The following is a 22567-nucleotide window of genomic DNA, read 5'->3' as shown; positions in this document are numbered from 1 at the left end:
TACAAGTGTACCGCTTTTGCAGCATTCTACCTGAAGGCCAAATAAAAACTAAGAGTTTTTGCTCTAATGTTGTGCAAATGTCGCCCAAATCACGCTGTAAATAGCCTTTAGCGACGTACCACTCTTAGTTTCACTTACTTGCCAGAGCGAACAAAATTTAATCTCGAAACGTCAACATGCCCTCATAACATCGCCCTTCCAGAGGGTTTTCTTGCCCCAAATCAGCACCGCTTGCCCAAGCAGTATTAAGAGTAGATCCCATAACAACCAATTAGTTAAATTGCCGCCATCACTTAAAGACGTAAGGCTGATGGACACCCACAGGGAATGCCCCGCGACGACCATCATAGTGAGCGTGATATGCAAAACTCGGCGACACATACAGCCAAAACCTAACGTCAAGGCGCAGGCCCAGTAAGTACTCAACACGAGATGACCCACTAACTGCATATTCAGATCACCATTGAGCCAGCCCAACAGCAAACTACACGCCAGCATAATGCCGACGACCACATTCAGGAGTCTTTGCTGTCCAAGGCAAAATGCCGCTATGAGTCCTTTTCGACCATCAAACCCTGGCATCAACAATAAGGTTTCTGTCGAGCGCGAGCGTTGCACTCGGCTCCAATGCACCAGCGAACAACTAATCACACTGAACTGCGCCAAAAACAATAATACAGGGATATTCAAATGAAATTGATGCGACAACAGCCCAAGCACTAAGGCTAATATAGGCAGTAATAACAATAGAATGGTGAGCATAGGGCCGATAAAAAAATTGGTGGGATGCAAATAACGCTCGAAGCGACTCAAGATACGCATCGATTGCAGATTCGGCAGCCAAAACCACCCCATTTCGAGACCATTGAGATATACCGTCCTCGCCTCAGCGCGCCAAGGTAAAACACCGCATGCACGCGCAATCAGCATACCTAAAATCAGCAGGGCAATAGCACTTAGCCAAAGGGGAATGTGCTCTGCAATCAATGGGATAAACGGCATTAAGACAAAAAGTAAAAACGAAGCATAAAACCACTGAGTACTGAGTAAACAAAGCCAAATAAAAGTTAAACTCATCACCAAAGCCAGCACTAAGCTCGCTAGGCTAGCCGTCAAACCTAAAGCCCAACAGAACAAGACACCTATGCCAAAAACGCTAGCTAAAACAGTGACACTTTGAATGTAGATATGGCGACGATAATGGGGAATTAACTGTGCGCATTCATTCGCCATCAGACGTATGAGTTGCCATGCAACCGCCGCCGAGCTTGAGATAATCCCCATAGAAAACAACAGTTCAGCACTGTCATTTTTACCATAAACCGCGGCGATACAAGCTAAGATCACCCCCAGTATAGCCGTACCTAAAAAGCTCACACTGCCGATATCAAAACACCAAAAGCGCAGCATGCCCTTGAAAGGATTCATTCGCTGGCTCGTTCTTTTGCCCTTCGCGACTTGTATCTGCTTATGGTGCGCCACACTCATCTGTGTAGCTCCATAAACAGTTGCTCCAAGTTTAAAGCTTCATTCTTTAACACACATGATATTGACGCGCTGTGCTCACCTAAATCCACCAGCACCGAATCGCCAACACGGCTCAGCACTGTAATTGACTCGGGCAAAACAGTTTCGGGCGCGAGTGTTAACAAACGCACTTCTTCACGCAGGGCATCGATTTCCTTAAACAGCACTAACTCACCCTGTTTAATCAATGCCACATGGCTGGCAACTCGCTCTAAATCAGAGGTGATATGGGATGAAAACAGCACTGCAGATCCAGATTCGAGGGCAAGATCGAACAAATCGACCATAAACTTGCGCCGGACTATAGGGTCGAGGCTGGCAACGGGCTCATCAAGGATTAACAACTCAGGGCGATAGGCCATCGCCATAATTAACGCTAATGATTGCCTTTGCCCAACCGATAAACGCTGCACCTGTTGGGTCACATCTAACTCGAAACGTACCAACCAATCTTGCTCTAATTGCATGTCCCAATTGGGATAAAAGCTGCGGTGTAAATCGAGGGCGCGTTCAATAGTAAAACCTTCATAACCAAAAGGTTGCTGCGGTACATAACCTAAACGCTCCTTTGCCTTTGAGGTTAAGTTTTCGGGCGTTTCGCCTAAAGTAACAATACTGCCAGAATCCGGTGTGAGCACACCCAAGGCGCAGCGCATTAGGGTCGATTTACCCGCCCCCATTTTGCCCCAATAACCCCACCACCATACCCGCCGACAAAGTTAACGATAAATCCTTAAGCGCCCACTTTTCGCCCGCGCCTTTACCGCGAAAGACTTTATTCACTCGGTTAAATTCAAGTATTGGCGTGCGCTTTGGGTCCATCGAATTTCATCCTTTTTATTCTATTTATCGGTACATTACTTTCTAATCTTGCCAGCGCTCATTTAGCCGTTGCAGCAACTCGGGCAAGCTGACACCTAACTGCTTTGCCTGCGACAACAGAGCATAGATCTGGGGTTCGAGCAGACTAATACCCGATGCCATAGTCTCAGTTCGCAACGCAACTTTTGTCGCTTGGCCGCGGCGACGTTCGAGCCAACCTTGGTCAACCAGCTGTTGAATGGCGCGGGAAACTGTCATGGGATTTACCGCTAAATGCTCGGCAATCTGGCGCACTGAAGGTAATACGTCTTCCACTTGCAGTTGACCGCCCACAATTAAACGCACGACTTGTTCGTGTAATTGTTTGTAAATGGGTTCACCACTGCTGGGGTTGACATTTAAAAGTTCTAACATTAGCCTTTACACACTGTATTAATACATTGATACACCGATACACTGGTATTTAAATTAACACACTCGTCCTGAAATGCAAAAAGGAAAGCGCGCATGATATATAGCATGACACACAGGAAGTTAAGCAACACAGTTCAACGCCTTGTGCCAACTCAGCCACGGCATGGCACGACTAATGCCACATGGCGCGCGCGTACTTTGAGAATGAGCGCACTCATACTGGCAATGGCAAGTACGGCGACGTGGGCGAGTGATGTGAAAAGCCAAGAGACACAAGCGACGGCTGATATAGCTAGGAACATGGCGAATGACAACGAAACTTGTTATGTGGAAGGCGTTTCCGATCGTCTAAACTGCGGTTTTGTGACTGTGCCAGAAAACCCTAACAAACCCGATGGCAAACAGATCCAAGTGCATTACGTTGTTTTGCCTGCGGTGAAAAATGCCAACCATGAAGAAGCCTTGCTGGCGATTGCAGGCGGCCCAGGACAATCGGCCATAGAGAACGCGGCAGGTTTCGATGCCATGCTGAGCAAAGTCCGCCAACAGCGGGATATTTTACTGATTGATCAAAGGGGCACTGGCCGTTCGAATGTGCTGGCCTGCGATGAAGGGGCTCAATCTCCGCTATCCTTCGATGACGATAATGTCGATACCTTAGCCGAAACGCAAAAATGCTTAGCCAAAATTGATGCCGACGTGACTCAATATGGCAGCCTCAATGCGATTAAAGACTTCGAAGCCGTGCGAGCGCACTTAGGCTATAAAAAACTGCATATTTACGGCATCTCCTACGGCACTCGCATGGCGCAACTTTACATGCGTTTATATCCAGAGCACTTAGCCACAGTGACCTTAGACGGCATAGTGCCCATGCAGCAAAGCGTATTAGAAATTGGCTCGGCGATTGATCGTGGCTTCGACTTATTATTTAAGGATTGCCAAGCAACCGCCGCCTGTAACAGCCAATTTCCCCAGTTAAAGGCAGACTTTGAGCGAGTCGACGCTAAGCTCGCCACTGGCCCTGTGATGGAAAACGTTTACGATCCCGTCACGGGCGAAAAAACCATGTTGACCATGACGCGCGGTAAATTCTCTGGTTCGATCCGCATGGCGCTGTATCAAGCCAATGTGCGCGCCCTCTTGCCACATGCGATTCATCAAGCATCGAAAAACAACTTCCAACCTATACTCGGCCTCTATGCCCTCACCCTAGACAATGCCGGCATGGCGATGGGCATGCACGCATCTGTGGTCTGTGGCGAAGATATGCACCGCATTACCCCAACCATGCGCGAGCAGGCCAAAAAATCCTTTATGGGCAGAACCATGCTCGAAGGCTTAGAGGCGACTTGTTCAATATGGAAAGTCCCTGCAGTCGATAACAGCTTTAGCGAGCCCATTAACAGTAACATTCCGACCTTGTTGTTATCCGGCGAAATCGACCCCGCCACCCCACCAAGCTGGGGCGAGTTAGCCATGGAAAAACTCACTAATGCCAAGCACTTTGTCGCTCCTTATGCGACCCACGGTGTGGCCTATCAATCCTGCGCCAATAACCTGATTGCCGATCTCGTCCGCTCGGGCTCAGTCAACGATCTCGACGGCGAATGTTTGAACAAAGATGTGCGCCGCAGCTTTTATTTAAATGCCAGCTCGGTGGAACCGCTTAATGCGACCAGCACAAAAACCACGACAACAGATGATCACGCCAGCACTGGAGCTAAGGAATAAGCCATGATTAAAGTATCCCATCTTTCCAAGCGCATCGGTGACGTGCAGGCGCTGAATGACTTAAGTTTCGTCGCACAAAACGGCCAAATCACAGGATTACTCGGCCCGAACGGGGCAGGTAAAACGACCTGTTTACGCACGATTTTTGGCCTGCTAAAACCCGATAACGGCAAGGCTGAAATCGAAGGCATAGATGTCGCCATCGACCCTATTGGCGCTAAGCAGCAACTCGGGCTATTCCCCGACCCTTTTGGTCTGTATGAACGCTTAACACCACGGGAATACATTCGCTATTTTGCCGAGCTAAGCGGCTTATCACCCAAGGAGGCCAAGGAGGCCACCAGCCAAGTGATTGCGAAATTGCGCCTCGAAGACATTAGCGATCGCCGCTGCAAAGGCTTTTCCCAAGGACAAAGAATGAAAACCGCCCTCGCACAGGCAATCGTCCACAGCCCGAGCAATATTATCCTCGACGAGCCGACCCGTGGGCTGGATGTGATGAGCACTCGCCTACTGCGTGACATCCTTATCGATCTTAAAAATCAAGGACATTGCGTGCTGTTCTCTAGCCATGTAATGCAAGAAGTCGCCGCGCTGTGTGACCAAGTGATCGTCATGGCCCAAGGCAGAGTCGTCGCCATTGGTAGCCCAACAGAGCTTTGCATTCAAACAGGCAAAGACTCGCTCGAAGAAGCCTTTATTCAACTTATCGGCACGGATGAAGGGATAGCGGCATGATGACTCAAACTAACAACAATGCAGGCAGCATCAATGATGTACAAGCTCAGATAGATAAGATCATGGATAAGGGAATGACAGCATGAATAAAATAATCGCTATGGTTCGTAAAGAACTCATCGATGCCGCCCGCGATAAGCGCTCTGTAATGGCTGGTCTCTACTATGCCATAGGTACGCCGCTGATCATGTGCGGCCTATTTATGGTGTTAATTGGCCAGCTAACCAGTCCTGATGATTTGAAAATCACCATTAAAAATCCCGATAAAGCACCGGATTTAGTAAGGTTTTTATCGAATAAAGGCATCACTCAAGGCGCAGCCGATGGCTCTGACGCCAAAGACCTTAAAGCAATAGAACTGATCATCAGCACCGACTATGCCGCGCAAATGAACCAAGGCAAAAGCGCTGAGATCACTATCGTGGCCGATAACTCTGAGGAGAAACTGCAGAACTCTATTCGCAGACTCGAGAAACAACTGCAGGCCTACAGTGCTGAAATGGGCAGTTTACGTTTAATCGCCCGCGGTATTGACCCGCGCGTGGTGCAACCGCTTAAGGTGAATGTGCAAGACAAAGCCACCACAGACTCTAAGGGCGGGATGATCTTAGGTATCGCCATTTTTACTATGATTTACTCGGTATTTATCTCGGGGATGAACCTAGCTATCGACACCAGTGCCGGTGAGCGCGAACGCAACTCCTTGGCGCTGCTACTGAGCCATCCGCTGACCACACGCCAATTGGTGTTGTCAAAAATTATTGCGGTGAGCCTGTTCGCCCTGCTCGGTTTAGTACTGATCTTGCTGGTGTCTAAAATCGCCTACGCCTTTGTGCCATGGCAGGAATTAGGCTTTAGCGTCAACATCACCACAGAATTTATGGCACTGATGTTAGTGGTCGGCATCCCCGTCGCGTTAATGGCCGCTTGTCTGCAACTGTTTGTGTCTTTTATGGCGAAAACCTTTAAGGAAGCTCAGTCCTATCTGACTATGGTGCTATTTGTGCCCTTAGCCCTGTCGATGGCCGCCAGTTACAACATAGCGCCAGATATGCTGCAGTGGTTGCCCGTCTCGGGTCAGCAACAGGCATTAATGGACTTTATCAAAGGTAAAGACTTGCCCATGTTGCAGTTACTGGTTTCGACCTTAGGCACACTCGCCATTGCGATATTGCTCGCCTTTGGCATGGAAAGGTCGCTCAAGAGTGAGAAAGTGATCTTCGGTTTATAGGGCGCTTCGATTGATAAACTTAAACCGACAAACTTGAGGGCGATAACTAAGTCGCTCCCAAGTTGAAAACCTCAATAGCTACGGGAGTTTGTTATGGAAAACGAATTTGTCTTAATGGTGATTATGATCACCTTCATTATTGGCCTCAGCGCCACTGAAATGTTTAAACACTATCTAAAGGCGCGCCAACTTGGAGTGGGCACCGCAGACAATAGGCACCTTGAGGACAAAGTGACTCAACTCAACCTACAAAACCAAGCACTAATCGAGCGAGTACAAATACTTGAAAAAATAGTGACAGAGCCAGAGTACGAGCTAAAGCAGCAGATTAATCAGTTATGAACCCTAAGCTCCTCAAACAACAAAGCCACTGGATTTTCAGTGGCTTTGTTTTTACAGGCTTGATAGCAAGATTACTTAGCCTTTGGCCTGAATGGTTTGATAACCGACTCATTGCACTCTAAATACGGGCCTTTCATCAAATCGATACAGTAAGGGATAGCGGGGAACACGGCATCTAAACATTCGCGAATCGATTTTGGTTTGCCGGGCAAATTCACAATCAATGAATCGCCACGTAACCCTGCGGTTTGACGAGACAAAATGGCGGTAGGCACAAATTTTAATGACTCGGCGCGCATCAACTCACCGAAGCCTGGCATCATGCGATCGCAGACGGCTTCTGTCGCTTCTGGGGTGACATCGCGTTTCGCAGGGCCAGTGCCGCCCGTAGTGACAATCAAACAGCAATCCTGCTTGTCGGCCATCTTGATCAGCGTCGCTTCAATCACATCCTGCTCATCGGGGATCACTTGATAAATCGGCTCCCACTCGCTGGTGAGATAGTCGTTGAGCGTGTCGATAATCGCCTTGCCTGAGATATCTTCATAAATTCCCGCGCTGGCGCGATCACTGACCGTCACAATACCGATTTTTGCTTTGCTCATAGGAAATCCCCAATGATGTTGAAATGAAACATGCCGAAGTGAAAATTGTCGACATCAAGCATGGAAGAAGCCGCGACAGCTTCGACCTTAAGCCGCAGCTAAAATAGCATAAATGCCTAACCAATGGAGCGACTAAAACGTGATGAGGTTCTCGCAACACCGTTTAAACACTCGGAATTTAAAAATTGTTCATTGATGACAAACGCCTTCCCCAAAGCAAAGCAGCATTGGGCCGATAAAAACATGCCATAAAGGGAGATTGGCTCAGGCACTCTCACTGCAAGTTGAGCCGTTCAAAAGATAAAAACGATCAAAGGGTTAAATCCGCCGTGCATTCCAATACTTAGACGCCCAATAACTGTTATGCAGGCTCGAAATCTTCACCCCTTGGCTAGTGGAAACATGTAGAAAATTATCGCCTCCTACATAAATGCCGACATGGTGTGTGCTCCAGCCCGTCTTGAAAAATACCAAGTCACCCTTGCGCAGTTGATTTCTCGGCACCGGTTTACCTAAGGCTTGTTGCTCTTCGACTGTGCGCGGTAAGGTCATACCCAACATCTTCTGATAGGCGACAGACACAAAGGCCGAGCAATCTATGCCACGCTTAGTGCCACCACCAAGGCGATAAGGTACTCCGCGCCATTCAGAATGCAGTTCGGAGATATTACTATCATTCCAAACCGTGGCGGGTTCAACTTGCTTTACCACAGGCTTAGGTTCTGGCGCGCTAGCACAAGCGCCAAGGCCTAAGGCTAAGATAACTATCAGTAATCGTTTCATAGCTTCAAACTCATTGCAGGCAGATTTCACAGTAACGTAATTTTGAGTTTTTATCAGGTAAATTCAGGGCGGCTGGGGATCAAAACGCCCCAACACCCGCGCACTCTAGCAGACTAATATAACCTAAAGCTTAAAACTATAACGCCGTCCACAATAAACGCACACCCACCAGCACCATTAAAATCAAGATGATGCGTTTAAATAACCTATCATCAATTTTATCTTGAATGAACAAACCTAACTTTACCCCTAACCATGCAAGCGGCACCAATAACAGAGAAACGATAATATTCTCTTGATTGATCTGCCCAAGCAAACTGTAAGGAACAAGTTTAACCAGATTCACCACCGCAAAAAACACCACGGCAGTGGCTAAAAACTCTGCCTTGGCCAAGCGCAACGGCAACAAATAAGCGTTGAGTGGCGGCCCACCCGCATGGGCAACAAAGCTCGTAAAGCCGGCGATTAAGCCACATAAGCGCCCAACCAAAGGTGAAGGTGATGCTTGAGTTTTATCCCCAAGGATCAAGCCATACAAACCAAAACCTAAGGACACACAGCCTAGAATCGCCCGTAAGTAATCTTCGTTTAATCGATCGAACAACCAATAGGCTATGACTATGCCCACTACCGCCGCGGGCAATAGTATCCATAAATGACGCGGATTATGTTGCCCCCACCAGGAACGAACACTTAAAAAATCCATATAAATCAGCAGTGGTAACATGACTGCCGCCGCTGTAGCAGGGCTAATGGCCAGCGCCAATAGTGGGACAGTTAAGCCGCCCACGCCACCCGCAAAACCGGATTTAGAAATCCCAGTAATCAAGACTGCGGGTATCGCCACCAACCAAAAAAGAGAGTCCGTTAACATCAACACATCCTGAATAACGCTTTATGGCTATCAAGTTACCTGTTGTTGGTGTGATAAAAAAGAGGCAGCACTGAGCTAACATCAAAAGTGCAATCACATAGATAAGTCAGTGAGCCTTAAATGAATAACAACCTCGCCCATAAAACACGGGATAAAAAGTAAAAAATCCGCAGTCATTTGGCTGCGGATTTTTTGTGTTAGCTTTTGGCTAAAGAGGAAAAGCTTAGCTTACGCCTATGCAGATTCAGCCGTCATATTCACTAAGCGAGGTGTACTCTTAGTCGCTCTCTTAGCTGACGCTGGAGTTTTGGGCTCTGGCATACGAATGGTTAATGACATCACTAACGCCACCACCAGCAGTACTAAAATCACGTTAAAGGTTGCAATAAAGCCACCAAATAACGAGGCGACAATCGAACCAATAATGCTGCCGATACCGAAACCTAAGTAGATAACCCCATAGTTTTTAGTCAGGTTATTCAGACCGAAGAAGTCGCTCACCAATGATGGATAAACAGTGATAGTGCCACCAAAACTAAAGGCAACGCAGGCGACCGCAACGAAGAACAGGTTAGCATTCAAAGGAATGAACAACAGTAACACCATACCGACTAAGGTGATGATCTGCGCCAGCGAAATAACCCGAATGCGGGGGATTTTGTCCGACAGTATACCCAGCACTAAACGACCACTGAGGTTCGCCATAGCAATCACAGCAACAGCATTGGCGGCGACCAGTACAGGCAAGTCGACCATCTTCTCGCCGATATCTTTCGCTACACCAATCACATACAAACCACTCATACAGGCCGACAGGAACATCAGCGCCAGCATCCAGTATTGCGGCTTACGCATGGCTTCTGCGAGGGTGAAGTCGCGGCTTTCGGCTTGCTGACTTGCAGCTGATTGTGCAGGCGCATCTTTCATCAACATACCGCCACACAAGACCAACGCCATGGCGATCAGGCCCCACAGTTGGAAGGTGGTTTCAAGGCCAGTGTTTTCGAGTAATAGCACGTTAATGTATTTAAATCCGAGGCTACCTAGACCATAAGCGCCAATCGCTAACGCCGAAATCAGCCCTTTGCGTTCGGGGAACCACTTCACGCAGTTAGACAAGGTCATCAAGTAGCCAGTGCCATCGGCAAAGCCCACTAAAATCCCTGCGCACAGGTAAAGCATCATCAAGTTGCTGGCTTGGGCAGTGAGTAAGAATCCAACGCCGAGTAACAGGCCTGCGCCTAAGGTGACATTACGTACGCCAAAACGTTCCTGTAATTTGCCCGCCATGGAAGATGCCACGGCCAAAGACAAACTCAGCAAACCAAACACAAACGCCACTTGGCTGACGGGTTCGTCGAGCTTAACGGCCAACTGCGCATTGAACAGGCTCCAAGTGTAAACTGAGCCGAGTGCAAACTGGGTGATAATAGTACCAACTAAGGTCAGGTACCGAGTACGGTTCATCTCTTTAGTCATGATGCATCTCGCTTTAGGGGATCAGGAATTGAGTCCACTATAAGAGAGATGCGATTCGCGCCGATCAATTAAGGCATGAAATACAGATCTGCAGGAATGAATGACAATTACAGCCTCATCAACTGTCGAAAAGCCTTAATATTACTACGGCTAACGGGCACCTCGAACGACAAATCATGCAAGCGGATCAGGTAAGTACTATTGAACCAAGGCACGATTTCGCGGATCTTGTTGATATTGACGCAATAGGAACGGTGACAGCGGAAAAAACCTTCAGCAGGCAAACGACTCACAAACTCACTGATAGTCATCTGCATCACATAACGGTCGGTGCGGGTGTACACATAAGTGAGTTTTTCATCGGCCTCGGCATAATAAATTTGCTCGCAGGGCGTGACGATAATCCGCTCACCTTTGACTAAATTCACGGTTCGACTGGTATTACTCGCGGCCTCATGTTGTGGCTTTGGTGCTTGTCGTCCCACCTGTTCAATCTTCTGCAATAAGCTGATGATCCGCGGTTCATTGTAGGGCTTGAGAATATAATCGAAGGCTTCGAGCTCAAATGCTTCTACTGCAAATTCTTTATAGGCAGTGACAAACACCACATGGGGAGGATGGGTCGATTTATGCAGATTCTTCGCCAACAAAAGGCCATCGATGGACGGTATTTGGATATCCAAAAACACCACATCGACCTCGTGATCCTGCAAATATTTAAAGGCCTCTAAGCCATCCTCGAAGCTAGCCACTATGTCTATCTCACTGTGGCTCTTCACTAAATACTCTAGCTCCTCACGGGCAAGATATTCATCTTCAACTATGATGGCTTTTAACATACTTGCGCCTCATTATCCGGTAAGTAAAAACTGACTTCAGTCCCCGGCTCGAGCCGTTTAAGCTGCAAACCTTCGCCGTACAATAACTTCACTCTCTGGTGCACATTCATCAGCCCAATACTGCTGCTTTCTACACGGCCAGCAGCTACGCCATCAATCACCTCTTGGCGGATCCCATAGCCAGTATCGCGCACAGCGACGCGAATGCCTGCATCGAGTTTTTTCACTTCTATCGTCACTCTGCCCGGTGCACTGCGCGGCTGAATGCCGTGCAAAATGGCGTTTTCCACCAGCGGCTGTAACAAGAGGCAAGGTACACAAAAATGCACATCGTCGACATCGAAGATCACTTCAAGCTTGTCGCCAAAACGCGCCTGCTCAATCGCCACATAATCACGGACTTGTTTCACTTCTTCTTGGATATCAATCAGCTCATCGCCTTTAGCCAAGTTATAGCGCAGATAATCGGCCAAATTAGCAATCAACTGTCGCGCCTGCTGTGGCCGAATACGGATCAAAGAAGAAATCGCATTGAGGGCATTAAATAAAAAATGTGGATTAATCTTGCTCTGCAACGCCGTAAACTCCGCCTTGCGGGTCATCTCTTGCAGTTGCTCGATACGCGACACTTCCATCTGGGTCGAAATCAGCTGCGACAAACCCACAGCCATCTCCCGCAACGAGCTAGTGATACGATAGGTATTGCGATAGTAAATCTTCAGCGTGCCACTCACAGTGCCATTTTCGCGCAGCGGAATTATGATGACCGAATGAAAGTCCGATAAATGATATTGGCGTAAGTCGTTGTTAATAATGTTTTGATCTTGCTCTATCGCCCTTTGAGTCATTTCGCTAATCGCTTGATGACCATCGACCTCGTAGTAATCTTTGCCAACGCCCATATAGGCCAACACATCGCGAGTATCGGTAATAGCCACAGCATCGGCATGGATTTCATTGCGGATCACAGCGCAAACTTGCTCTAAGGCATGGCGGTCAATCTTGCGGAAAAAGGGTAAGGTTTTATTGGCAATATCCAGCGCGAGCTTGGCCTGCTTAGCGGCAATCAACTCTTTCTCATCGTCGAGATCCTGCACTAACTTGATAATCAGTCCGATACACACAGTACCCGCAATCATGGGATAGGCAATATGACTCACAATCTCAACGCCCACCTCGTGTGGCTCTGTCAGCAACCAAATCAACAACATGGTCAGCGTTTCGCACAACATGCCCGCCGCAATGCCATAAATCCACAACTTAGATTTGGGACATTTGTAATAAATCCACGTCGCCATAAGGCCGGCAATAATGCTAGCGATTAAACACGGAATAGAGGTATCGCCATCCATATCAATCAAATATCTATGCAGCCCCGACAGCACGCCCGCAGGAATACCAACCCAAGGGCCAAATAGAATCCCGCCAGAAATAATTGCGATAATACGCACGTTGACCAACGCGCCTTCAACCTCAATGCCGGTATAAGTACTAAATACCGCAAATAAGCAAAATATCGCCGCCACAGAAACCAACTCTGCGGGGGTATGATTACGCTTTTGGAATAAACGCTGAAACGGTCGAGTGCGAGTTAAAAAGAACAAGGTCATCAGCATCAAGGCCGCCCGTTCAAATACCGCCAGTAACATCATTTGATTTTCGAGCACGCTTTCTCCTTGATCTATCACGCTGAATCACAGCCCAACGTTATATTTACCAATGATATATTTATGAGTGTTAAGCCTGTACGCTGAATGGATTAGGGTGGAGACAGGCTTTGCCGCCAACACAAGCTCCCATAAAAGATAGACTCGATTTTGCAGATCCAACGTAAGACATGGATGATAAAAATCACCGAGCCCCAAACTTGTCAAACACTCGTATTTAGGCTCGAGTAAAACATCAAACGCTAATGCCCACATAAATACAGGCTTGCTAAAGTAAAGGACAGATAAAAGTCCCATTCACGCGGGCTCAGTCACACATTCGTACTTGAATTAGGCTATCAAAGTGTATCGAAGGGCAATTTGAAGATCCTAAAACACGTTAAGTTAACCACTAAAAAGTGCAGTTGCCCTCTATCAGGTCACTGCCACAATTTGCAAAATCGACTGGAATACCCGAAGCTAAAACCTTCGGCTCGAATGCAAGATGAGATCACCCCCATGCGAGATTCTAGGTTCACACTTAGCAGCACTGAACCGAGCCAAACTGAACTGAGCATGCCCTAGTAATGGAATAAGGAGCGAACATGAGTGAACTACAAGCACAGTTTTATGGTGGCCCTAAGGAATGTCCTATTGAAAATGGCCGCATTCAAGCTCAACGGATTGCCCCCAAAATCAGTGATGTCGGCGGCATACCTGTCGCACGGGCTATTCCACAAAAAGAGCGCCGCCTTATCGGCCCTTGGTGCTTTCTCGACCATATTGGCCCAATCACCGACGGCCCGCAGTTAAACGTCGGCCAACATCCACACATTGGATTGCAAACCTTTACTTGGATGCTCGAAGGCGAAATCATGCACAGGGACAGCCTCGGCAGTGCTCAAGTGATCCGCCCAAAACAAGTTAACCTGATGACAGCCGGACACGGCATAGCCCACACCGAAGAGTCGATAGCGGGTCATCACACTATGCACGCAGCCCAACTATGGATAGCCTTACCACTAAAGCACAAAGATACCACTCCGAGATTCGATCACTATCCCGAGCTACCGGCTTGGCACGAGTCAGGCGTCGAATTCACCCTACTGATTGGCAGTTGGCATCATAAACAGGCGCCCACATTACACTTCTCACCTATCGTTGCCATAGATCTGTTTGCCGCCCATGACGCTGAACTCACTCTGAATCTCGACCCTAGTTTCGAATATGCCCTCATGCCACTGGAAGGCCGCTTCCAAATCGAGGATGACAGTTTTGATAATAACCACCTCGCCTACCTTGGCATGCTACGCGAAACCATCACCATAAAACTCGAAGCGGGTTGTCGCATACTGCTGATTGGCGGCGCGCCATTGGCTGATCCTGTCAGCATTTGGTGGAACTTTGTTGGCCATAGCAAAGATGAAATAGTCAAAGCACAGGCAGATTGGGAAGCCGAAGATCCCCGCTTCGCCGCTGTTACTGGCTATAGTGGCAAACGCTTAGTGCCCCCACCAATACCTTGGTGATGCTTAGCTCAATGACGGGCAACTCAATGACAGGCAGGTAAATAATTCAGGGTTAGTGGTTGGATAGGCGCTTTGGCATCATACGTAATGGCCTGCGCCAGGGTTAAGGCTTACAACATGAGTGTATGCGGTAAGCCTTATCATTCACCCAAAGTGTAATGTGAACAAGCTCGACTGGCCTAAGCTAAGTGCAAGCTAAGCCACTCACAAGGTTACAAAATTTACGACATTTTTACGCGCTATCTTAAAATGCCTTTGCTAAAGTACAGGCACTTTCTTTATATGCGTCTTTCTATTCATGACTTCATCCATAGCGGCTCCCATGACACAATACTGGCGTTCGCACCCGACTTTATTTACCTTCATAGTACTAGTGACGGCCATTTTCAGCAGCGCCTTTATCGATCACTTTTCAAACTCGACTATCGCCGTACTGCTGATTTTACAATTGGCCGTAGTGGCCGTAGCCCTACAATGCAACGCCAACTTAGCCTATTTTGCGGCAGTATTTGAGGCGACCAGCTTTAATTTTCTATTTACCACACCACGTTATTCACTCCAGATGTTTAATCTTGAGGACATTCTCAATCTCAGTGTGTTTCTGCTTGTCGCCCTCACCACCAGCAAATTAGCCGAACACTATCGACGTCAGCAAGATGCTCTCGAACAAGCTCAGTTACGCAACAGTATTTTGCTGTCAGTTTCCCACGATTTACGCACCCCACTCGCCACTATCATAGGCACGCTCACCACCTTAAAGGAATACATGCCTAAGCTCAGCCCAGACCAAAAGGATGAGCTGATTGATAGCGCGGCGGCCGAAAGCCATCGCCTGCACCAATATATCGAAAACCTGCTGCAAGCCACTAAGTTACAACACGGCGCACTCAAGTTTAGCTTGAGTGAAGACGCCATAATGAATGTATTGCACCAAGCTATTGCCCGTTTTCCAGCCACGCAGCCGCGTATTATCATCAAGAGTGACGCCGATCTACCGTCACTGATGATCTGCAGTTCATTGATTGAGCAAGCTATTTTTAATGTATTGGATAATGCGCTGCGCTATTCGCCTTCTGATAAGCAAGTCATAGTAAAGGCGTATCAGCAGGGCGATGCATTATTGTTAGATATCCAAGATGAGGGTCTTGGCATAGAACCCGCTCAAGCGCAGGCAATTTTTGAACTCTTTTATCGCCAGCATCCCTCAACCGATAGCGGCTCGGGCCTTGGGCTTGCTGTTGCTAAGGGCATAATTACCGCCCATGGTGGCCAGATCAGCGCCGAACCTGTCGCTCATGGCAGCCTTATTCGTATCGCATTGCCGATAAAAAAGGGAGAGGAATAAATGGCTTATAAGGTGCTGGTCGTCGATGACGAAGCGCAAATCCACACTTTTATGCGGATATCGTTAGAAGCGGAAGGATTCGAATATCATGGCGCCGCCTCGATTGCGTCAGCCCTAGCGCAATATCATGCGCAGCAGCCACACGTGTTAGTGCTCGATCTTGGCCTACCCGATGGTGATGGCATCAGCTTGCTGCAAACCCTACGTCAGAGTGACAAAGTGCCGGTGCTTATCTTAACCGCCCGCGATCAAGAGGAAGAAAAAATTCGTCTTTTGGAAGCTGGCGCCAATGACTATCTCAGCAAGCCATTTGGGATTAGGGAGTTAATCGCTCGCATCAAGGTTTTAGTCCGCGACTTAGTCGATGAACCGCCATTAAGTGATTTACTGCAGTTTGGCGCACTTAAGTTGCAAAAAAGTACCCACCAGCTTTGGCTCGATCAGCAAGAAATCGCCTTAACCAAAAAGGAGTTTGCCCTGATGGAGACCTTAATGTCTCACCCTGGTCAGCTCGTTAAACAAACTGAATTACTGCGGGATATTTGGGGTAAAACCCATCAAGAAGACAGTCATTATCTGCGGATCTTAGTCAGTCAGTTACGTAAAAAACTCAATGACAGCAGCGAGCAGCAGCTCATAAAGACAGAAGCGGGCCTAGGTTATCGCTTAACAAACAATAGATAAGCATCTGTTATAAATTAGAAAAGGATATTTTAATGGCACATTTTACCGTTATTGGCTTAGGGCGATTTGGTGTCGCCGCTAGCCTAGAATTGATCCACTTAGGCCACACGGTCACTGGCGTGGATAGTGACCCTAAAATGGTGGAAAAATACGTAGAAGACCTAACCGAAGCGGTTATTTGTGATTGTTCCGACGAAGCCGCACTACGTGAGCTAGATCTCGCAAACAGTGAAGCCGTACTGGTCGCAATTGGCGAAGATATGCAATCAAGTTTGCTGTGCACCTTGGCACTGAAAAATCTGGGAGTAGAAGTCATTTGGGTCAAGGCCAGCACTAAAGCGCATCACACTATCGTCTCTAAACTCGGCGTCGCCCGCATCATACATCCAGAGGAAGAAATGGGCATACGTGTTGCCCAGTCACTCAACTATCCTATGGTAAACAATTTCCTGCCGATTGGTGATGGTCTCTATGTGGTCGAAATCCATATCAAGTCTCACCTTGATCAAACCACTGTCAGCCAACTCCTCGGCGCTGCACAGGATGATGTTAAAGATGATGTAAAAAGCAATGTGATACGTAATCCTAAAGGCAAAGTCGCCGCCATTATGGTTAAGCGGGATCTGACGGTTTTCAGCAAAATTGATAGTCAATTTATCCTGCAAACGAATGACGCCTTACTGCTCTGCGGTAGCCGTACTGAGCTCAAATACCTAGCGCCAAGGTTGGTGTAACTTGGTTCAATGGCATCCCTCCATCATGGCGATTGAGCATAAACCCAAATCGAGTAAAAAGTTGTTAGGCGCACCGCCCTTTATCCTAAGCGTGAGCTTTGCATTGTTGATCATCTTAGGCACTTGCTTACTCAAACTGCCGATAGCAACCGAATCGTCTATTACTTGGCTACAAAGTCTGTTCACGGCCACCTCGGCGGTAACAGTGACAGGACTTGTCGTTGTCGATACTGGCACTGTCTTTACGCCCTTTGGGCAAATCGTCATAGCGCTGTTAATTCAATGCGGTGGACTTGGGCTGATGACCTTTGCCATTGTCACCTTGATCGCCATTGGCGGCAGAATTGGTTTTTTACACCAAACAGTCGCAAAAGAGGCTTTTAATCAAACAGATACATCGACTCTAGTGTCAACAGCAAAATCAGTGTTAGTGCTTTCTCTGCTGGTTGAAGCCGTAGGCATGGCCATTCTTTCAGTGTACTGGAGTCAGGAACTTGGTTGGCAAACCAGCTTATTCCACGGTTTTTTCTACACCATCAGCGCCTTTAACAACGCAGGTTTTGCCCTCAGTGCCGACAGCCTAATGCCCTATGTTGCCGATCCTGTCATTAATCTCACCATCACGGGCCTGCTCATCATAGGTGGCCTTGGATTCTCGGTGTGGATAGACCTCAAGCGCAACAAGCGTTGGTCAAAACTCAGCGTTTACAGCCGCATGATGATCACAGGCACTATGATTATCAACGCCGTCGCCGTAATTGCGATTTACTTTATTGAGTACAACAACCCCAATACCTTGGCGCCCTTAAGCGAACTCGGGAAATGGTTAGCCTCATGGTTTCAAGCCGTGACACCGCGCACCGCAGGCTTTAATACGCTAGCAATTGACCAACTCGAAGATGGTACAACACTACTCATGCTGGTATTGATGTTTATTGGCGGCGGCTCACTAAGTACCGCCAGCGGTATTAAAGTCGTCACCTTTATGGTGCTCATCTTGGCAACTTATGGCTATTTACGCCGCGATGAAGCCATTTATATGTTTAAGCGCGAGATCCCCAAAGACACTGTCAGCAAAGCCTTGGCACTAACCATGATCTCCATTGGTGTCACTTGGCTAGCCATCTTCGCACTGGTATTAAGTGAAAACGCACCGTTAATTGATATCGTCTTTGAGGCCGTATCGGCACTGGGCACAGTCGGTTTGTCCCGCGGTTTGACAGGCAACTTAACCACTCTAGGCCAAGCCATCATCATTTTTATAATGTTCATGGGTCGCCTAGGCCCACTCGTACTCGCCTACTTCCTCGCCAGCCCAAGGACCAAGAAACTGCGCTATGCAGAAACTAAACTGGCGATTGGGTAAAGGTTATTGGTGTGTGATACAACAAATTTACAGACTATCAGAGGTTTGTAACGCTGAGCCTGCGAGGTAATTGAGTTGGCTCTGAAAGCGCTGAATTATAGGCGAGCCATGGTATTTGCTCGACGACACGCAGCTAGCCCATCCGTGGATGCTCGACCGCCCCGTCCATGGGGCGGACGGTCGTCTCACTAATCACCATGGCTCTCCTGTTTAACATCGGTGTAGCCCGTTTGTTTTAAAGAAGATATGTGACTCGTTTTTGGACAGAAATGTGTTGGAAAGTAGTGTTTGGGGAGCAGTAACTTCAGTTGTTAGAAGTTTAGCGTTTACGGGTATCCACTCGCACAGGCTTGCCATGGCATTCGCTCGTCGACTCGCAGCAAGTCCGTCCTTGGATGCTCGACCGCCCCGTCCATGGGGCGGACGGTCGTCTCGCCAATCACCATTGCTCACCTTTTGGGCACTAGTGTAACCAGTCTGTATGAAGGAGATACCCAGCACGCTTTGGGACGTGCGACGTGAAGTCGTATGAAGCGCTGTTCACCGCTTAACGAGTGAACCTTCTGTATCACCAGATGAACCTAGGAGCCTGAATAAAGTAGCGGCTCTGACAATGTAACGAAGATTAGTCTTTGACCAATCGGGATATAAACCGCGAGGGGATGATCCTCCTGATAACCACAAATCGGGTGAGTGCTAGGTAGTCAGTATGATGAATGTAAGTGAATCCGCGTAAGGTGCGTCATGCGATGAAACAGCGGAAGTGGTTAACACGCTGTAGCCAAAAGGCACGAGAGTCGGAAAGAGATTGTCCCATGCTCTTTCGTGATCATTGTACTCTCCGCACCATAGCGGGCATCTAACCTGACATTGCGCGACATACGGAACACGGTAAGCCTGTATCGCTCCCTCTGGGAAAGCCAATATAGCCGATGGCGGTGCAGGTATAGGATGTTGGAGAAAGCAAAGGCTGCATTGTAACGATGCAGATACAGACAACTGTCTGGCACGAAAGTGAGCCCACTTCCGACTGGTCTCCCGTTGCGAGAGAATTTGAAGAACTTTATTCAAGGTGAAACGCAAATGATGATTTCGCATGAAATCAGTGCCTCCCCTGACAGCAACCCGTGGAAATCCATTGACTGGAAGGCCGCTGAGTCGCTTGTATTAAAGCTTCAGATGCGTATTGCAAAGGCAACAAGAGAAGGTAAACAAGGCAAGGTGAAAGCCCTGCAATGGATACTGACTCACTCTCGCTCAGCAAAACTCCTTGCTGTTAAACGAGTGTCGAAAAACAAAGGCAGTAAGACGCCTGGAATAGACGGCATTATCTGGAACACAGATGCACGCCGCATGAAAGCAGTCAATCAATTGAGCAGAAAAGCTTATCAAGCCAAGCCGCTCAAGCGTATCTACATCCCTAAGAAAAACGGCAAGCTCAGACCTCTCGGTATCCCGTGCATGATAGACAGAGCGCAACAAGCACTCCACCTTCTTGCACTAGAGCCCGTGTCAGAAACACTTGCCGACCCTAACAGCTATGGGTTTAGACCAAACCGCAGTACTGCTGACGCTGTCGATCAGTGCTTTAAGTGTCTGGCTCTAAAGACATCAGCCCAATGGGTTCTCGAAGGTGATATCAAAGCCTGTTTTGACAAGATCGGTCATCAATGGCTTCTTGATAACATCGCCGTAGATAAGCGGATGTTGGAACAATGGTTAAAGTCTGGCTTTATGGATAAAGGGCTGTTTTATCGTACCGACGAGGGTACACCGCAAGGCGGGATCATCTCACCAACCTTGATGTTAATGACTCTTGCAGGCCTTGAGCAGCACATAAAATCCACCGCCCTCAAAAAAGGGGACTAGAGCCAACTTTATTGGGTACGCCGACGATTTCGTCGTCACTTGTGCTTCAAAGGAAGTGCTGGAGAACGATATCAAACCGTTGATTACTGACTTCTTAGCAGAAAGAGGCTTAACACTATCCGAAGAGAAAACGCATATCACTCACATCAACGATGGCTTTGACTTTTTAGGTTTTAACCATAGGAAGTACAAAGGAAAACTGCTCATTAAACCGAGTAAATCCAATACGTTGATGTTCTTAAGTCATCTGCGTGAACTCATCAAAAAGCACGTAACCCTACCCGTGAACGATCTTATCAAACTGATAAATCCGAAACTTAGGGGATGGTCGAATTACTATCGACACTGCGTCGCGAAACAGGTGTTTGGATATGTAGGCCACAAGCTATTCCTTGCGTTATGGCACTGGGCTAAAAGGCGTCATCCAACCAAATCTAAAACTTGGATCGCCCTTAAATACTTCGTCAATCGAAAAGGCCAGTGGCAATTTCACGGTTGGCAGAAGCTCTTGGGTATGGATTGCCAGTTCAATCTCTTCCAAATAGCCAAAGTGCCTATCGAGAGACATGTGAAAATCCGAAGTTCAGCAACACCATTTGACCCTCAATACCAAGCATACTTGGCGAAGAGAAAGTCCAAAAGGCTAGCTCGCAGCTCTTGGAACGAACCTGCTCTGACTGCTTTATAAGTTGCTGGGTATCAAACGATGCTTTTGTGGAGGCTTGAGCCGTATGCAGTGAAAGTTGCACGTACGGTTCTTAGGGAGACGGCACTTGGTAACAAGTGTCGTCCACCCGACAACAATTAGTTTCGTAAAATCGAACATCAGTAATTAATGAATAACTTCAGGTATGGCAAATCGGTTATTTCCACGACCAAATCTTATTGCACTGCTCAATCATTATATGTATGTAAATAACTCCGCCCTCAAATCTGAAGGTTCCACCTCCGAACCCAAAAATAACTTTATTTGCTCAATATAGTCTTTATTAGTACCTACAACATATCGATGACACTGATTATATGTCGCCATTGCTAAGTAAGTTGTAAAAAGCGGGTCTAGGTTCATAGCGTGATTTTGAACTGGCGAAAAGGTGATCAACTGATTATTCGATAAAGGCATAATAAACTTAGACTTAAATGCAAACATCTGAGTCAAATCGTCAAAGAGTAGCGGGTTATCTCCCGTTAAAAAGTTGTTCCAACCTCCGTATTCTGGCGAAACATGATGGACTTTCCATGATTCATAGTCACTATCATTTACCCTAAAATCAAACGTTAATAGAGGCAGCATAAAGCTACGAAAGTAATGCCTGAACCCTGAGTCATTTTCTAATGCGTTTTTGATTTGATCACAATCGCCAATATTGACCCCATTCAGTGTAATTCTGTCTCCAAACCGTGTTAAGTCTAGAGTTTTAATGTACTGCTCTACAAAGGGATCTAACAAAGGCATTCGCCAAAATTGAAACGCTACAAATACCTTTAGAAGATAAATGCCTTCTTTGGATATTAGTTCTTTCGCCAACAGGCCCTTGCGAACTAAATCAAAAAATTGCCCCAATGGTGCTTCAATTGTCCCGTAGAGCTTTTCTAGTGCATCAGTTTGCACACCTCGATGTGTGATTGTATTCCTATGTTTTTCGAATAATATTGTTCGAGGTGTTTGCTTATCTTTCTTGAATGATTCCAACTTTTTATCAAATACTTGAATACGACCAGACTCAGCAATAAAGCCTCGTAAATACAATTGTGGGACATAGTGATGATTAATTGAACTCAAAACTTACCTCATACATATAACACTTTCTATACCGCGCTAAGCCGCTCTTTGCATTGATATAATGCGGCCTTTCGTTTAAGTCTTCAACAGAAAATCAATAACTTAGTGAGGGTGTTAAAAAGTTAGGATGCACTGTGAGTGCATAATTTCTGAACGTGCTGAGTTTGGATAACTTTTTGTAGGGCAAAAGTTCATTAACAGAATGTGTATGAGCTTCGACTCT

General features: G+C 47.3%; 18 protein-coding genes and 2 pseudogenes. 10 read left to right on the top strand and 10 right to left on the bottom strand.

All coding sequences use genetic code 11. The features are described from left to right. Positions 1–171: 171 nt before the first annotated feature. The 3 genes and pseudogenes from HQQ92_RS00660 to HQQ92_RS00650 form a co-directional block, all read right to left on the bottom strand. Positions 172–1488 (bottom strand): ABC transporter permease, encoded by a 1317-nt coding sequence (locus HQQ92_RS00660; protein WP_173242487.1) that lies wholly within the window; start codon positions 1486–1488, stop codon positions 172–174. Then, positions 1485–2349 (bottom strand): annotated as a pseudogene (locus HQQ92_RS00655) (ABC transporter ATP-binding protein). Before HQQ92_RS00655 ends, HQQ92_RS00660 begins: the two are co-directional and overlap by 4 nt. A gap of 42 nt (positions 2350–2391) precedes the next feature. After that, positions 2392–2763, bottom strand: coding sequence for a GntR family transcriptional regulator (locus tag HQQ92_RS00650; protein WP_173242485.1), 372 nt, complete (start codon positions 2761–2763; stop codon positions 2392–2394). A gap of 93 nt (positions 2764–2856) precedes the next feature. On the opposite strand from HQQ92_RS00650, the gene HQQ92_RS00645 reads away from it, so the two are divergent. The 4 genes from HQQ92_RS00645 (at position 2857) to HQQ92_RS00630 (ending at position 6808) form a co-directional block, all read left to right on the top strand. Then, the gene (locus tag HQQ92_RS00645) at positions 2857–4497 is read left to right on the top strand and encodes an alpha/beta hydrolase (RefSeq protein WP_173242483.1); all 1641 of its coding nucleotides are present in this window, start codon (positions 2857–2859) and stop codon (positions 4495–4497) included. A 3-nt stretch (positions 4498–4500) separates the two neighbouring features. Next, positions 4501–5235 carry an ATP-binding cassette domain-containing protein gene (locus tag HQQ92_RS00640; protein WP_173242482.1) on the top strand — a complete coding sequence of 245 codons (735 nt, stop codon included), beginning with the start codon at positions 4501–4503 and terminating at the stop codon, positions 5233–5235. 82 nt (positions 5236–5317) lie between these two features. Beyond that, entirely contained in the window at positions 5318–6466 is a 1149-nt protein-coding gene (locus tag HQQ92_RS00635; protein WP_173242481.1) for an ABC transporter permease, read from the top strand. 93 nt (positions 6467–6559) lie between these two features. Continuing rightward, positions 6560–6808 (top strand): hypothetical protein, encoded by a 249-nt coding sequence (locus HQQ92_RS00630; protein WP_173242480.1) that lies wholly within the window; start codon positions 6560–6562, stop codon positions 6806–6808. Between the two features lie 71 nt (positions 6809–6879). Here HQQ92_RS00630 and mog read toward each other — a convergent pair whose 3' ends face one another. The 6 genes from mog to HQQ92_RS00600 form a co-directional block, all read right to left on the bottom strand. Further along, on the bottom strand, positions 6880–7413 hold the full coding sequence (gene mog, locus HQQ92_RS00625) for a molybdopterin adenylyltransferase (protein ID WP_173242479.1): 534 nt from the start codon (positions 7411–7413) through the stop codon (positions 6880–6882). Positions 7414–7731: 318 nt separating this feature from the next. Beyond that, positions 7732–8196 carry an NlpC/P60 family protein gene (locus HQQ92_RS00620; RefSeq protein ID WP_105250911.1) on the bottom strand — a complete coding sequence of 155 codons (465 nt, stop codon included), beginning with the start codon at positions 8194–8196 and terminating at the stop codon, positions 7732–7734. A gap of 136 nt (positions 8197–8332) precedes the next feature. Next, entirely contained in the window at positions 8333–9070 is a 738-nt protein-coding gene (locus tag HQQ92_RS00615) for a sulfite exporter TauE/SafE family protein (protein ID WP_173242478.1), read from the bottom strand. A gap of 234 nt (positions 9071–9304) precedes the next feature. Continuing rightward, positions 9305–10549 (bottom strand): MFS transporter, encoded by a 1245-nt coding sequence (locus HQQ92_RS00610; protein WP_105250909.1) that lies wholly within the window; start codon positions 10547–10549, stop codon positions 9305–9307. 107 nt (positions 10550–10656) lie between these two features. After that, entirely contained in the window at positions 10657–11388 is a 732-nt protein-coding gene (locus tag HQQ92_RS00605; protein WP_105250908.1) for a LytTR family DNA-binding domain-containing protein, read from the bottom strand. Continuing rightward, on the bottom strand, positions 11382–13055 hold the full coding sequence (locus HQQ92_RS00600) for a sensor histidine kinase (protein WP_173242477.1): 1674 nt from the start codon (positions 13053–13055) through the stop codon (positions 11382–11384). Before HQQ92_RS00600 ends, HQQ92_RS00605 begins: the two co-directional genes overlap by 7 nt. A 584-nt stretch (positions 13056–13639) precedes the next feature. On the opposite strand from HQQ92_RS00600, the gene HQQ92_RS00595 reads away from it, so the two are divergent. From HQQ92_RS00595 to ltrA, 6 genes and pseudogenes are all read left to right on the top strand, one after another. Then, entirely contained in the window at positions 13640–14563 is a 924-nt protein-coding gene (locus tag HQQ92_RS00595; RefSeq protein ID WP_173242476.1) for a pirin family protein, read from the top strand. Positions 14564–14861: 298 nt separating this feature from the next. Next, positions 14862–15908, top strand: a complete 1047-nt coding sequence (locus tag HQQ92_RS00590; RefSeq protein WP_113941211.1) for an ATP-binding protein — start codon at positions 14862–14864, stop codon at positions 15906–15908. Next, the gene (locus tag HQQ92_RS00585) at positions 15909–16592 is read left to right on the top strand and encodes a response regulator transcription factor (RefSeq protein ID WP_131524531.1); all 684 of its coding nucleotides are present in this window, start codon (positions 15909–15911) and stop codon (positions 16590–16592) included. A gap of 32 nt (positions 16593–16624) precedes the next feature. Beyond that, the gene (locus tag HQQ92_RS00580) at positions 16625–17326 is read left to right on the top strand and encodes a TrkA family potassium uptake protein (RefSeq protein ID WP_173242474.1); all 702 of its coding nucleotides are present in this window, start codon (positions 16625–16627) and stop codon (positions 17324–17326) included. A gap of 1 nt (position 17327) precedes the next feature. Beyond that, the gene (locus HQQ92_RS00575) at positions 17328–18692 is read left to right on the top strand and encodes a TrkH family potassium uptake protein (RefSeq protein ID WP_173242472.1); all 1365 of its coding nucleotides are present in this window, start codon (positions 17328–17330) and stop codon (positions 18690–18692) included. A 1083-nt stretch (positions 18693–19775) separates the two neighbouring features. Next, positions 19776–21249: pseudogene (ltrA, locus tag HQQ92_RS23920) on the top strand (group II intron reverse transcriptase/maturase). A gap of 213 nt (positions 21250–21462) precedes the next feature. On the opposite strand, the gene HQQ92_RS00565 reads toward ltrA, so the two are convergent. After that, positions 21463–22344, bottom strand: coding sequence for a DUF4238 domain-containing protein (locus HQQ92_RS00565; protein ID WP_173242470.1), 882 nt, complete (start codon positions 22342–22344; stop codon positions 21463–21465). Positions 22345–22567: the final 223 nt, after the last annotated feature.

Source organism: Shewanella sp. DC2-4 (assembly GCF_013248875.1).
Classification (GTDB): domain Bacteria; phylum Pseudomonadota; class Gammaproteobacteria; order Enterobacterales; family Shewanellaceae; genus Shewanella; species Shewanella oncorhynchi.
The sequence above is the reverse complement of the archived record's forward strand: the minus strand, read 5'-3'. Positions and strand labels throughout refer to the sequence as shown.

What these genes read in the sequence shown, in the direction of transcription:
- HQQ92_RS00660 (WP_173242487.1), bottom strand. Translation starts at nt 1,488, where the DNA reads ATGAGTGTGGCGCACCATAAGCAGATACAAGTCGCGAAGGGCAAAAGA.
- HQQ92_RS00650 (WP_173242485.1), bottom strand. Translation starts at nt 2,763, where the DNA reads ATGTTAGAACTTTTAAATGTCAACCCCAGCAGTGGTGAACCCATTTAC.
- HQQ92_RS00645 (WP_173242483.1), top strand. Translation starts at nt 2,857, where the DNA reads ATGATATATAGCATGACACACAGGAAGTTAAGCAACACAGTTCAACGC.
- HQQ92_RS00640 (WP_173242482.1), top strand. Translation starts at nt 4,501, where the DNA reads ATGATTAAAGTATCCCATCTTTCCAAGCGCATCGGTGACGTGCAGGCG.
- HQQ92_RS00635 (WP_173242481.1), top strand. Translation starts at nt 5,318, where the DNA reads ATGAATAAAATAATCGCTATGGTTCGTAAAGAACTCATCGATGCCGCC.
- HQQ92_RS00630 (WP_173242480.1), top strand. Translation starts at nt 6,560, where the DNA reads ATGGAAAACGAATTTGTCTTAATGGTGATTATGATCACCTTCATTATT.
- mog (WP_173242479.1), bottom strand. Translation starts at nt 7,413, where the DNA reads ATGAGCAAAGCAAAAATCGGTATTGTGACGGTCAGTGATCGCGCCAGC.
- HQQ92_RS00620 (WP_105250911.1), bottom strand. Translation starts at nt 8,196, where the DNA reads ATGAAACGATTACTGATAGTTATCTTAGCCTTAGGCCTTGGCGCTTGT.
- HQQ92_RS00615 (WP_173242478.1), bottom strand. Translation starts at nt 9,070, where the DNA reads ATGTTAACGGACTCTCTTTTTTGGTTGGTGGCGATACCCGCAGTCTTG.
- HQQ92_RS00610 (WP_105250909.1), bottom strand. Translation starts at nt 10,549, where the DNA reads ATGACTAAAGAGATGAACCGTACTCGGTACCTGACCTTAGTTGGTACT.
- HQQ92_RS00605 (WP_105250908.1), bottom strand. Translation starts at nt 11,388, where the DNA reads ATGTTAAAAGCCATCATAGTTGAAGATGAATATCTTGCCCGTGAGGAG.
- HQQ92_RS00595 (WP_173242476.1), top strand. Translation starts at nt 13,640, where the DNA reads ATGAGTGAACTACAAGCACAGTTTTATGGTGGCCCTAAGGAATGTCCT.
- HQQ92_RS00590 (WP_113941211.1), top strand. Translation starts at nt 14,862, where the DNA reads ATGACTTCATCCATAGCGGCTCCCATGACACAATACTGGCGTTCGCAC.
- HQQ92_RS00585 (WP_131524531.1), top strand. Translation starts at nt 15,909, where the DNA reads ATGGCTTATAAGGTGCTGGTCGTCGATGACGAAGCGCAAATCCACACT.
- HQQ92_RS00580 (WP_173242474.1), top strand. Translation starts at nt 16,625, where the DNA reads ATGGCACATTTTACCGTTATTGGCTTAGGGCGATTTGGTGTCGCCGCT.